Origin of the sequence: Gaiella sp. (assembly GCF_035710885.1) — a bacterium.
Lineage (GTDB): Bacteria > Actinomycetota > Thermoleophilia > Gaiellales > Gaiellaceae > Gaiella.
Genome location: NZ_DASTCS010000032.1, coordinates 1 through 12,758, shown reverse-complemented (window position 1 = coordinate 12,758; position 12,758 = coordinate 1). Strand labels below are relative to the sequence as shown.

The window sequence follows — 12,758 nt, the reverse complement described above, 5'->3', positions numbered from 1 at the left end:
CGCGGCGGTCGCTACGATCGAATCACCGACCCGGAGGATCGATTCTTGGGCTTCGACCGTCCGCTGGCGCTCCTCTCGCTCCTGCTGCTCCCCGCGATCGTCGCGGGCTACGTCCTCGCCCGGAGGCGTCGGACGAGGTACGCGGTGCGGTACACGAACCTGGACGTCCTCGGAGCGGTTGCGCCCCGGCTCTCCTCCAGGCGCGAGTGGGCGACCGCGGTGCTCGTCGTCGCAGTCCTCGGGCTCCTCTGCGTGGGGGTCGCCCGCCCGCACGTCAACCGGATGGCGCCGGTCGAGAACGCGACGGTCGTGCTCGTGATCGACACGTCACGGTCGATGCTGGCCGAGGACGTCGCCCCGACCCGGCTCGGGGCGGCCAAGCGGGCGGCCCAGACGTTCCTCGACCGCGTCCCCGGGAAGCTCCGCGTCGGGCTGGTCACCTTCGCGGGTGACGTCTCGGTCGGTGCCTCGCCGACCCACGACCGCGAGCGGGTACGGCAGTCCGTCGGCGCGATCACCCGCTGGCAGGCGGGCGGCGGCACCGCGATCGGCGACGCGCTGGCCCGGGCGGTCGAGCTCGCACGGGAGGCGTTCGCAGAGCCCGGCCGCTCGGCGCAGCGCACGGGGGCGATCCCGGGCGCCGAGGGGGCCGTGACGATCCTCTTCCTCTCGGACGGGCGCCAGAACCGGGGACTGATCCCTGCGGACCAGGGGGCGGCCCTCGCGAAACGCGCCGGGATCCCGGTCTTCACGGTGGCGCTCGGAACGGACGATGCGGGTCCGGGCGGGGGCCAGGGCGGCGGGTTCTGGGGCGGCTTCAACCGCGCCCCGGACCGGGAGACGCTCCAGGCGATCGCACGCACGACCGGCGGTGAGTACTTCGCCGCCCGGTCGGCGCGTGCGCTCTCCTCGGCCTACGACGACCTCGGCTCGCGCCTGGGCCGGGCGGAGCGGGAGACCGAGGTGACCTTCCTGTTCGTCGGGGTGGCGGCCCTCGGGCTCGCGGCGGCCGCCGGGCTGGCGCGCGTGTGGGAGCCCGGTCTTCCCTAGGGCCGTGACTACGTGCCGAAACCGAGGCAGCTCGCGACACGGGTCGCCGTGTTGTTGTCCTCGTTCGACTCCGCGACGACCTTCGAGTAGTCCGCGGTCGCGGTGATCGTCCCGGTCCTGCACGTGTAGGTCCGCGTGGCCGACTGCCCCGGGCCGAGCGAGGGGATCGAGAACGTGCCGACGCCGGCGACGGTCACGAGCGACGCGTTCGCCGCCGCTTCACCCGCGTTCCGCACCGTCACACTCGTGTTCGTGAGCGTGGCGACGAGGTCCGGCAGGGGCGCGACCACGGTCCAGCTCGACGTGGCTGGCGGTCCCTGGTTTCCGGCACGATCGGTCGCGCGCACGGCGAGCGAGTGCTCGTCGACGCCCGCGTCGGTGAGGGTGTGAGGGCTCTGGCAGGCCGCGAACGGACCGCCGTCGTAGGAGCAGGAGAAGGTGGCGCCGGGCTCGCTCGCCGAGAAGGCGAAGGTCGCCGTCCGCGCGGTCGAGGAGGCGGGCGGCGTCTGGGAGAACGTGACCGTCGGCGCCGTGGTGTCGGGCGGCGGCGTCACGTTCCACTGTCGCGCCGCCGCGGGGCCGACGTTGCCCGCCGCGTCCGTCGCGCGGACCGCGAACGAATGCGCGCCGACGGCGAGGCCGTCGAGCGACCGCGGGCTCGTGCACTGCTGCCAGGCGCCACCGTCCACCTGGCACGCGAACGACGCGCCCGGCTCGCTCGCCGTGAAGGCGAACGCCGCGGCGGTCTCAGGCGTCGTGGCTGCGGGCGGGCCGCCGGTGAGCGAGACGCGGGGCGCAGTCGTGTCGGCGGGCGGCTTCGTCGTGGGCGGGACCGGCGGCGGGGAGGTCGGCTTGGTGCGCCTCGGCGCCCTCCCGGTCTCGGCAGGCGGAGCGACGGTGGCCTTCGGGGAGGTGGTCGGCGCCGTTGCAGGCGACGTCGGCGAGGTCTCTCCGCTGTCCGTCCCCGGTGGGTTGGATTTCGGCTCGGGCTTCGGCGCGGGCGGCGGGGCCGGCTCGGGCTTGGGCTTCGGCTTCGGCTTCGCGACGGCCGTGGTCGGCGGAGGCGCCGTGGTCGTGACGGGCAGGACGGCCCGCCGGGTCGTCGAGGTCGCCGTCGTGGTCGGGCCGGTGCTCAGCGCGTGCCGGGCCGGGTTGTCTGCCAGCAGCCTCGCGGCCCCGAGCCCACCGGCGACGAGGAGCGCGGCAGCCCCGGCCCCGGCAACGACCGCCATCCGACCCCGCGGGCGGAGGAAACCGGTGCGCGCCGCGCGGGCCTGCCAGTAGCCGACGCGCTCGAGCTCGTCCTCCGCCGCGGCGCGCGCGTCCTTCGCCGGTACGCCGAGCGGCGGCAGCAGCAGCGCCCGGTAGCGGCGCTTCGCCTCGCGCATGTCGGCCAGCGCGGCCTGGCAGCGCTCGCACGACTCGAGGTGCGCGAGCGTCGTCTCGAGCTTCGGGCCGCGCAGCTTGCCGTCGAGGTGCTGCGCGAGGAGCGGCAGAAACGAGCGGCACTCCTCCGGCAGCGACTCGGGGTCGACCTGCACGAGGCGGAGCTCGGTGCGGAGCCGCTCGCGCGCCCTGAAGACGAGCTGAGCGACGGCGTTCTCGTTGAGCCCGACGAGCTCACCGATCTCGGCGTACGAGCGGTCCTCCAGCTCGCAGAGGGCGAGGACGAGCCGTTGCCGGGGATCGAGCCGCCCGTTCGCGACCCGAACCTCCTCCTGCTGACGTCGTAGGAGCGCGCTCCGCTGCGGGTCGTCCTCGATCGCCGTGGGCAGGTCCGGCTCGGGCACCTCGGCCGTCGGCTCGGCCCGCTTCGCCCGCTCGACCTGCTTGAGGAAGAGGTTCTTCGTCGTCGCGAAGAGGTAGGCCTGCAGGTCGACCGTGCTCGGGTCGAGACGGTCGAGGGCGGGAAGCGCCCGGACGAAGGTTTCCTGCACGAGGTCGTCGGCATCGTGGGCATTGCCCGTCAGCCGGTAGCCGAACGCGCGCAGGCGCGGCTGGTACTCGGCGTAGAGCTCCTCCCACGCCGTGCGGTCACGGCCCTGGAGTCGCCGGACGAGCTCGGCGTCAGTCCTCGACGGCGCGATTGCCATCGTCCTCATCCTGACGCGATCGGAGGAATGCGTCGAATGCGGCGTGCGCGGCGAGCAGCCGTTCGAGGGCGTCGATGCCCTCCGCGGCCCACTCGCGGAGCCACACGTCGTCGACGGAGATCGTGTCGATGTCGATGCGCTCGTTCATCTCTCACCTCGGGTGCGAGGCCCGGCCGTGCGGGGCCCCGCGGTTGGTCGTGTCGCTACGCGACCCGGACGTCGACGGTCGCGTAGGCCCTTAGCTTCAGGTGGTCGGTGGTCGTCTCCCAGACGACGTATGCGTCGTGCCCGGCCGGGAGAACGTTGCCGTGGCCCGCCGGAAGCACTCCGCTCGGCACGAACGCCTGCCGGAGATCGAACATCGTCTCAGCGAGCGCGTCGAGGTCTCCTCCGCCTGCCTCGCGGACGCAGTTCTTCATCAACTGGCCGTCGCACTCCACGCCGCCGAGCTCGAGCTCGACGGCTCGACGGCGATCCGCCGAGACGGTGACCATCACGCCGGGCCGGCTCGTCCCGGGTGCGGTCGGGAGAATGGTGTCGCCCGAGCTCTGCTTGTGGAACCCTCGGTTCCATTCGTACGAGCCGTCGACGTAGAAGTCGAGCGCGATCTCGCCGCGGTTGGCACCCTTGTCGCCGTCGTCGATCACGACGATCCGGTGCAGAGTGACCGTCGCGAGGGCAGAGCGCGTGCGGAACGTGCCCTGCTCGACCCACGCCTGTCCCCGCTCGTCGATCGCCTTCGCCGTCACGGCGTACGTCGTGCCGGTGAGCAGGCGGTCGAGGGTCGCCGTGTACCTCGTCTTCCTCGAGCCGGTCGCGAGGACACGCTGGTCGAGGACGTCGCCCGCGATGGTCTTCACGACCAGGTTGACCTGGAACGTCGCGGGCACGGTGCTCACGAGCTCGAGCCTGGCGCGGCCCGGGACGTCGGGATCGCTCGTGAGCGTCCCCTTCTCGATGCAGTCGGCCTTGCAGCCGAGCCCGGCCGACAGCCCCATGTCGGGAAGGTCGACGGCGACCTCCACCTTGCGGGTGGTGAACGTGCCGGAGCGCGTCTGCACGCGTCCCTGCAGGTCCTTCGCGCTGACGACGAGCCGGTAGGTCGTCTCGGGCTCGAGGCCGGAGAGGATCACCGTCCGGTTGGTCAGGAACGGTGCGACGGAGATGTGCTTCGGAGCCGTCCCCGTGGCGAGCCCGAGCTCGGCGTCGAGCGGCGCCGCGGTCACCGTCACCGAGGCCGGCACGCTCGTCTTCACCTCGACGCTCGCCGACGAGGCGGTGGGCGTCACGAGGGCGCTCTCGATGCAGGCGACCGCGCACCCGTAGCCCGCGGAGATCGTGGGGCCGCCCGCGGTCGCGGCCGCGCACAGCGCGAGGGCGGCGACGACGGAGGCGGCGAAGGCCTTGGCGATGCAGGCGGTGCGGATCATCTCGGGTCTCCTTCGATCTGGGCGGCTCCGCGCCGCCTCTGACCGGAGAACCCCCGAGCCGGAGATTCCTTACGCGCCCGGCGAGACGGGCTCGCGGCGAGGCCGCTGCCTCCCCTGCAGCGTCGGGGGGCCGGCCCTTCCGGGCCGGCCCGTATCCCTGGCCCCCACCGACCAGGTCCCTTGCACGCCCCCCGACGTTGGTCGGACGGCCCCTGACGAGGCCGTCACCGGTCAGGCAGCCGGAAGGATGTTCTGGTTGACCCGGAAGACGTTGTCCGGGTCGACCTCAGCCTTCACCTTCTGGAGGCGCGCGTAGTTCGGCCCGTAGGTCGCCTTCACCCGCGCCTGGCCCTCGTCCATCATGAAGTTGACGTAAGCCCCGCCCGCCGCGTAGGGGTGCAGCGCCTCCCAGTAGCCGATCGTCCAGTCCTTGAGCGCTCCCGCCTGTGCCGGGTCACCGTCGACGCCGATGAACACCTGCGACCACGTCGCGTCGCGGAAGGCGAACGCCGTGTCCTCCGGGGCGACGTCGTGCACCGCGCCGTCGACCGGGTAGAGGTGCGAGCCCGACTTGAAGGTCGGCATCTTGGCGTTCCACTCACGGTTCCGCTCCATCGCCTCGTCCGGGATCTCACGGACGAAGTCGGCGCGCGCGTACCACTGGTCGCCGGGGTGGTAGAGCCCGTCGAACGCGCTGTTGAGCGCGGCGATCGGCATGCGCCCGACGCCGTGCATGAGCGGCTCTGCGATGGAGAGGAACGGCGCCATCGCCTTCTCGGCCTCCTCGTCGGACGCGTCGATGCACCAGACGATCCCGCACACGAGCCGCAGGTGGAGCTCCTCCGGGAACGGCTCCGCCGGCGGGATGGTGTGCCAGTTGAAGAACCCGGACACGTTGCGCGGCGCGGACGGCAACCACTCGCGGTAGGCGGCGAGGAGCCGGTCCGAGTCCTCGATCGCCCAGAACGTCGGCCCGCCCACGATCGTCTCGAGCGGGTGCGCGCGGAACGTGAACTCGGTCACCACGCCGAAGTTGCCGCCGCCGCCCCGGATCGCCCAGAAGAGGTCGGGGTTCTCCTCGGCGCTGGCGGTCACCTGCGAGCCGTCGGCGAGCACCATCTCCGCAGAGAGCAGGTTGTCGATCGTCAGGCCGTGCCGGCGCGTGAGGTAGCCGTGGCCACCGCCCAGGGTGAGCCCGGCGACGCCCGTCGTGGAGATGATCCCCGTCGGCACGGCGAGCCCGTGGGGCTGCGTCGCGGCGTCCACCTCGCCCCACACGCAGCCACCGCCGACCTTCACGGTGCTGCTGCCGGGATCGACCGACACGGCCTTCATCGGCGAGAGGTCGACCACGACGCCGTCGTCCACACTGGCGAGGCCCCCCCAGTTGTGGCCGCCGCCCCGCACCGCGAACGGCACGTCACGGTCGCGCGCGAAGCGGATCACGGCGGCGACGTCGTCGGCGCCCTCGCAGAGGGCGACGAGCGCCGGGCGCTTGTCGACCATCGCATTGAAAAGGGCCCGCGATTCGTCGTACCGAGGGTCGTCCGGGCCGATCAGCCGGTCTCCGAACGTCGCCAGCGCTCCGCGTGCCTCGTCCAGCACCGATACCGTCGTGCTCATTCGCTTCCTCCTGTTCTTGCCTTCCGGGACGAACACCGAGGGTAGGAGCCGCTCGAGTCCGTGTCATGACCGGTGCTGACCTACTTTGGCGGGCGCGTACGAGTGCGTCATGATCAGTTCTGACTATCGATGACCACCGCAGTCCCTCTCCCCGGCCCGCTCCGTCTCTCGCCCAGCTACGCATTCGCCGGGCGGGCACAGGAGCTCGCGACCCTGCGGGCTCTCCTCCCGCGCACCGCGGGCGAGGGACGTCGGGCGGCGCTCGTGGCCGGCGACCCCGGGTCGGGCAAGAGCCGCCTCGTGCGGGAGCTGGCGCAGGAGGTCGCCGACGAGGGCGCGACCGTCCTGTACGGCGACTGCGACAGCGTCGTCGGGTCGCCGTACGGCCCGTTCGCCGCGGCGCTCGACCACCTCGTCCGCCACACCCAGCCGGAGACCCTCCGCGAGCACCTCGGCGTCGGCGGGCCGGAGCTGGCCCGGCTGCTTCCGGAGCTCGGGACGCGTGTCGGTGAGGTCCCCGGCGCCTCGTCGACCGATCCCGACACCGAGCGCCACCGGCTGCACGCCGCGGTCACCGCGCTGCTGGAAGGGGTCTCGAGCGAGTCTCCCTTGCTGCTCGTGCTCGAGGACGTCCACTGGGCCGACACGTCGACGCTGCAGCTGATGCGTCATCTCGTCCGGTCGGGCGCGTCGGCGCGGATGTTGCTCGTCGCCACGTTCCGAGATGCCGAGTCGGAGGTCTCGCCGGAGCTCGCCGACGCGCTGGTCGACGTGTACCGCACCGAGGGCGTGGCCCGCATCCGGCTCGGCGGCCTGTCCGAGGACGAGATCGCCGAGTTCCTCCGGCTGGCAACGGGAGGGGAGCCCTCGCCGGCGCTCACAGGGGTGGTCGGTGAGCTGACCGGCGGGAACGCGTTTCTGCTGACCGAGCTCTGGCGCGACCTCGTGGCCTCGGGCGAGATCCAGAGAGGCCCGCAGGGTGCCCGCCTCTCGCGGCCCGCTTCCGAGCTCGGCGCCCCGACGACTGTTCGCGAGGTCGTCAACCAGCGCCTCGCCGGTCTCTCGCCCGGTGCCAACGAGCTGCTCGTGCTCGCAGCCGTGGTGGGTGCGGAGTTCGAGCTCGACACCGTGCGCCGGGCAGGGGTGGTCGAGGAGGGGGCCCTGCTGGACGCGATCGACGAGGCCGTCCAGAGCGGTCTTCTGTCGGAGGCACCGGGACGTGGGCTGGCGTACCGCTTCGCCCACGAGCTCGTCCGGCGCGCGGTGATCGAGCGTCTTCCCGCCGCGCGCCGGGCCGAGATCCACCTCAGGGTCGCCGAGGCGCTCGAGGTGCAGGGAGAGGTCCCGGCCCGGCTCGCGGCGCTCGCTCACCACTACGCGGAGGCTGCAGCCGTGGGCGGTCTCGAGCGGGCGGTCGAGTACAACCTCCTCGCGGCGGAGTCCGCCGTCCGTGCGGTCGCCTTCGACGAGGCCGAGGAGCGCTTCCGCACGGCGCTCGACCTCGGTGTCGCCGGCCCCGAGCGCGTGGACGTGATGCTGCGGCTGGGGGATGCCTGCCATCGCGCCGGGCACGCGGACGCCGCGCTCGACGCATTCTCCGAGACGGCAGAGCTGGCGCGCTCGCTCGGCGACGCGGAGCTGCTGGCGCGCGCGGCGATCGGGTTCGAGCAGGCCTGCTGGCGGCCCGCGATCCACGAGGCCGGCGCGGTCGAGCTGCTCGAGCAGGCGGCCGTGGCGCTCCCGGCGGCCGACTCCGAGCTTCGCGCGCGCGTGCTCGGTGGGCTGGCCCGAAGCCTCGAGCTCCGGGGAGAGCCGGCCCGCGCGGCGGTGGCTCGCGACGCGTCGATCGCGATGTCGCGACGGCTCGGTGACCGCCGCAGCCTCGGGGCGACGTTGTCCCAGTCGTACTGGTCGCGCGGCAGCTCGACGAACGAGGTCATCAACCGCATGCTGCTCGAGGCGAAGGCGATCGGCGACGAGCTGGAGGACATCGAGCTCCAGGGCGACGCGCTCTCCTGGCTCGTCCCCTCCTACGTCGTCCTCTGCGACCACGATGCGGCCAAGGACGCGCTCGCTCGGCTACTCGTGATCGCGCAGCGCCTGAGCCAGCCGTTCCTCTCGCACGTCGCCGAGCACTACGCCGCGGCCCTCGCCCTCACCGACGGCGAGCTTGCGGCGGCGGAGGCGGCAGCCGTGCGCTCCCAGGAGTGGGGGAGGCTCCTCACGGGGCGGGACGCGTCCGGGTCGTACGGGATCCAGATGTTCTCGATCCGGCGCGAGCAGGGGCGCCTCGCGGAGCTCGCGCCCGTGATCCGCCTGCTCGACGCCGACGCCCGCGACGGAGCCTGGCGGCCGGGGCTCGTCGCCGTGCTCGCCGAGCTGGGCATGGAGAACGAGGCGTCCCACGAGCTTCGCAGGCTCCTCTCCGAGGGGCTGGGCTCGCTACGACCCTCGTTGTGGCTCGCGGCGCTCGTCTACCTGGCCGACGCCTGCGCGCTGCTCGGCGACGAGGCGGCGGCAGAGGCTCTCTATCCGGAGCTGTCCGCCTACGAGGGCGGCAACGTCATGGTCGGCCACCTCGTCGCGTGTTACGGCGCAACGGATCGCTATCTCGGGATGACCGCCTCGGTTCTCGGCGACTGGGATCGCGCCGAGCGGCATTTCCAGGCAGCACTCGCCCTGCAGACGCGGCTCGGGGCGCGCACCTGGCTCGCGCACACGGCGTACTGGTACGCCCACATGCTCCTCGCGCGTGGGACGGGCGACGACCGCTCGCAGGCACGCGCGCAGCTCGGCTTGGTGCTCGGCCTGGCGCGGGCGATCGGGCTGCCCTCGCTCGAGCGTCGCGCGTCCGAGCTCGGTGGCGACGTCGCCACGCCTCCCGCGCTTCCGGACGGGCTCAGCCCGCGCGAGCTCGAGGTCCTCGTCGAGCTGGCGCGCGGCCGCTCGAACCGGGAGATCGGCCAGGTGCTGCACGTGAGCGAGCACACCGCGGCCAACCACATCCGCTCCATCCTGCGGAAGACGCGCTGCGCGAACCGCACCGAGGCCGCCGGCTACGCGCTCCGGCGCGGGCTCGTCCCCGCGGACGGTGCGTAGTACCATCGCCCGATGCCCCTCTACGTCATCGAGCGAAGGTTCGCCGAGCAGCTCGAGCTCCCCGAGGACGTCGTGCGCCGGATCGACGACGTCAACTCCGACGAGGGTGTGAGCTGGCTGTTCTCGTTCATCTCGGCCGACCGGCTGCGGACGTACTGCCTGTACGAGGCTCCCTCCCCCGACGCGATCCTGGAGGCTGCGCGCCGTGCGAACGTGCCGGCCGACGAGATCACCGAGGTGAGCAAGTTCGTGCCGGCCGAAGTACTCCAGGGCTGACGCGCGTCGGCCGCGCCGGTCGCTACGGAACGGCGGGCGGGAGCTCCATCGAGGCGCGGAGGCTCACGAGCGGCGTATCGGGCACCTTGATCAGCCCGCGCGTGGGGCGGTCGAGGTCGAAGGTCACGAGGAGCAGCAACGTCACCAGGCCCGCCGCGAGGAGCACGGGCGTCACACCGCGACCGAGGAGCGAGAGGTAGAGGGCGAGCAGCCCGAGAGCCACGGCTGCACCGATCACCTCCAGCGCAAGGACGGCACCGGGCACGCGATTGCCGAGCGCGGCGACGCGGGTCGTCTGCATGTCGATCATCTCGTTGAGGGTCTCGACGTACAGCCGCGGCGCGGTTTCCACGGGCGAGGCTGCCACCGACTCGCCGGCGAGCGACCACAGCTCACGCTGGAGCCGCTGACCCTCGGCGATCGCGCTCTCCGCCGCCTCGCTCGACGGCACGGAGGCCGAAAGCCGGATGCTCGCATCCGTGTATCGTCGGAGCCGCTCGAGAGACCGCGTCCGCACCGGCTCGGCGAGCATCTGCGCGCGCAGGTATGTCGTCCCGATCGCATTGGCCTCGTCGACGACGGCCGCTCGACGCGCCTCGTAGCGCCCCACCGCCAGGGCGAGGCCGAACGCGAGCACGAGCGCCACGAGACCGAGCAATGCGCCCTGCAGCACGCCCAGCGCCTGATGGAGATGCTCGGAGCGATCGCGGAGCGCCCGGCCGACGACGAGCCCGAGCACCGTCGTGCCGACCACGACGAGCGACACGATCAGGAAGACCTCGAGGCTGCTGAGACGAAAGAACACGGGCGCTCCGTTGAGCCGGGGGACGGGCGGGACGCCGACGCTAATCGAGCGCCCGTGCAAGCGCAAAGTGGATGACCGGGGACGCGATGGATCTACACTCCGCGCGTGCCCTGGGACGTGCTGACCGACGAGCAGCGTGAGCTTCGCGACCACGTGCGCACGCTCGCCCGGGAGCGGATCGCTCCGCGCGCGGCCGAGATCGACGCGTCGCACGAGTTCCCCTGGGACGTCGTCGAGCTGTTCCGCGACCAGGGGGTGTTCGGGCTCCTCTTCTCCGAGGAGCACGGCGGCACGGGTACCGGCACGCTGCTCGCGCTCGTCGCGATCGAGGAGGTCTCGAAGGTCTGCGCGACGAGCGGGCTGATCCTGGCGGTGCAGGAGCTGGGCTCACTGGGGCTGAAGCTCGGCGGGACGGAGGAGCAGCGCGCGGCCTGGCTGCCGCGGCTCGCGAGCGGTGAGGTGCTCGGCGCCTACGCGCTGACGGAGGCGGGCTCCGGCTCCGACTCCGCAGCGATGCGAACGACCGCGCGCCGCGACGACCGCGAGTACGTGCTGGACGGCAGCAAGCGCTTCATCACGAACGCGGGCGTCGCCGGGCTGTACACCGTCTTCGCGAAGACCGACCCCGATGCGGGCCACGCCGGGATCTCGGCCTTTCTCGTCGAGCCGGACACGCCCGGGTTCGAGGTCGCGCGGCTCGAGGAGAAGCTGGGGATCGCGGGCTCGACCACGGGTGAGCTCGTCTTCGAAGGCTGCCGGATTCCCGAGTCGAACCGTCTCGGCGAGGAGGGAACGGGCTTCAAGCTCGCGATGAGGATCCTCGACCGCTCGCGCCCGGGGGTCGCCGCGCAGGCGCTCGGCATCGCACAGGGTGCGACCGACTACGCGCTGGAGTACGCACGCACGCGAGAGACGATGGGGAAGCCGATCGCCCAGCACCAGCTGATCGCCGCCAAGCTCGCCGACATGGAGACGACCACCGAGGCCGCGCGCGGGCTGCTCTACCGCTTCGGCCAGATGGCCGACGCGGGCGTGCCCGAGGCGGAGCTGACCAAGGCCTCGGCCATGGCGAAGCTCATGTGCGGGGACGTCGCGATGGAGGTCGCCACCGAGGCGGTGCAGATCCTCGGCGGCTACGGCTACGTGAAGGAGTACCCCGTCGAGCGGTTCATGCGGGACGCGAAGATCACGCAGATCTACGAGGGCACCCAGGAGGTGCAGCGCCTCGTGATCGCGCGCGAGATGCTGAAGGAGAGCCGCGCCTTCCTCCTCGCCGGCGTCGCCTGAGCGGGTCCCGCGCGCTCAGCCCCCGGGGAGCGTCGCGAGCGGATAGCGGCCGCGCACCTCGTCGACGTACGCGGCGAGTACGTCGGCCGTGGCGCGGTCGTCGATCTCGAGCACGTTCTCGGCGTTGAGCTCGCCCGAGCGCGAGAAGTTGTAGGAGCCGACGAACGAGACGTCGTCGGCGACCACCACCTTCGCGTGCATCACGTCCTGCACGCCGCCCGGCGACCACCGCGCCGAGGGCTTCCCGGCGAGCCTCGCGCCCGTCGCGATCGTCCGCAGCAGCGGGATCTTCCAGGCGCTGACGCCGTTCGTCCGCCACTGGCCGACGACCTCGTCGACCTGCGTGTCGTCGATCACGCCCGCCACGTCGCAGCGCCGCTCGTTGACCACCTCGACGAGCGTGCCGAGGAGCGGCCCGGCGGTGAGGACGGGCGAGGCGATCCGGACGCGCTCGGTCGCGTGCCCGACGTGCTTCGCCACCCGGTGCGAGAGCGCCTCCCCGTGGCCGGGCGTGAACCAGGGCCGCACCGTGACGCCCCCGTCGAGCTCGACCGGCCGCGGGTCGACCTTGCCCGAGCCGCGCACGGCGCGCGTCGCCCACAGCTCCTCGAACGCGAGCGTGTACGCATACGCGAGCCGGTCGGCGCCGAGGGCGCGGACGACGACGTTCTCCTGCCGCGTCCACGAGTCCTCTGTCCAGTTCATCGAGCCCGTCCAGAGGTCGCGCCCGTCGCGGACGCAGAACTTGTGGTGCATGAGGTCGGGGACGCCCGCGACGGCGCCCGTCTCGACCGGGAGCGCCTCGATCGCCTCGGGCCGCGTCTCCGGCGGCGGCGGCACGGGGATCGGCCCGGGGTGGGCGACGTTGTAGACGAGTCGGACGCGGACGCCGCGCTGGTGCGCGGCGAGGAGCGAGGCGAGCACGAGCGCGCCGGCGTCGCTCTCGAGCCGCACGTCGTAGAGCGCGAGGTCGAGGCTCGCGCGAGCGTCGTTCAGGAACCCGGCGATCGCGCCGGCGACCGCGAACGCGGCCTGGCCGCCGTCGGTGAGCGTCGTCAGCTCGAGCCGCCCGCTCACGGCCGGACAGGCGTCACC

General features: G+C 72.7%; 10 protein-coding genes. 4 read left to right on the top strand and 6 right to left on the bottom strand.

What is annotated here, in order from left to right; translation table 11 throughout:
- Positions 1-45: 45 nt before the first annotated feature.
- Entirely contained in the window at positions 46-1,050 is a 1,005-nt protein-coding gene (locus VFO26_RS06675; RefSeq protein WP_325114143.1) for a vWA domain-containing protein, read from the top strand.
- Positions 1,051-1,058: 8 nt separating this feature from the next.
- Here VFO26_RS06675 and VFO26_RS06670 read toward each other — a convergent pair whose 3' ends face one another.
- The 4 genes from VFO26_RS06670 to VFO26_RS06655 all read right to left on the bottom strand — a co-directional run bounded on the left by VFO26_RS06670 (position 1,059) and on the right by VFO26_RS06655 (position 6,196).
- On the bottom strand, positions 1,059-3,143 hold the full coding sequence (locus VFO26_RS06670) for a sigma-70 family RNA polymerase sigma factor (RefSeq protein ID WP_325114141.1): 2,085 nt from the start codon (positions 3,141-3,143) through the stop codon (positions 1,059-1,061).
- On the bottom strand, positions 3,118-3,291 hold the full coding sequence (locus VFO26_RS06665; protein ID WP_325114140.1) for a hypothetical protein: 174 nt from the start codon (positions 3,289-3,291) through the stop codon (positions 3,118-3,120). The genes VFO26_RS06670 and VFO26_RS06665 overlap by 26 nt, the downstream gene beginning before the upstream one ends.
- 55 nt (positions 3,292-3,346) lie before the next feature.
- Entirely contained in the window at positions 3,347-4,573 is a 1,227-nt protein-coding gene (locus tag VFO26_RS06660; protein WP_325114139.1) for a hypothetical protein, read from the bottom strand.
- 231 nt (positions 4,574-4,804) lie between these two features.
- On the bottom strand, positions 4,805-6,196 hold the full coding sequence (locus VFO26_RS06655) for an FAD-binding oxidoreductase (protein ID WP_325114138.1): 1,392 nt from the start codon (positions 6,194-6,196) through the stop codon (positions 4,805-4,807).
- Between the two features lie 129 nt (positions 6,197-6,325).
- On the opposite strand from VFO26_RS06655, the gene VFO26_RS06650 reads away from it, so the two are divergent.
- Complete coding sequence (locus tag VFO26_RS06650) at positions 6,326-9,295, top strand: ATP-binding protein (RefSeq protein WP_325114137.1); 2,970 nt, start codon at positions 6,326-6,328, stop codon at positions 9,293-9,295.
- Positions 9,296-9,307: 12 nt separating this feature from the next.
- The gene (locus tag VFO26_RS06645) at positions 9,308-9,571 is read left to right on the top strand and encodes a DUF4242 domain-containing protein (RefSeq protein ID WP_325114136.1); all 264 of its coding nucleotides are present in this window, start codon (positions 9,308-9,310) and stop codon (positions 9,569-9,571) included.
- Positions 9,572-9,593: 22 nt separating this feature from the next.
- Here VFO26_RS06645 and VFO26_RS06640 read toward each other — a convergent pair whose 3' ends face one another.
- Entirely contained in the window at positions 9,594-10,376 is a 783-nt protein-coding gene (locus VFO26_RS06640; RefSeq protein ID WP_325114135.1) for a hypothetical protein, read from the bottom strand.
- 105 nt (positions 10,377-10,481) lie between these two features.
- On the opposite strand from VFO26_RS06640, the gene VFO26_RS06635 reads away from it, so the two are divergent.
- Positions 10,482-11,663, top strand: coding sequence for an acyl-CoA dehydrogenase family protein (locus VFO26_RS06635; protein ID WP_325114134.1), 1,182 nt, complete (start codon positions 10,482-10,484; stop codon positions 11,661-11,663).
- A gap of 15 nt (positions 11,664-11,678) precedes the next feature.
- On the opposite strand, the gene VFO26_RS06630 is transcribed toward VFO26_RS06635, so the two are convergent.
- On the bottom strand, positions 11,679-12,758 hold a 1,080-nt coding region (locus VFO26_RS06630; RefSeq protein WP_325114133.1), incomplete at its 5' end, for a phospholipase D-like domain-containing protein.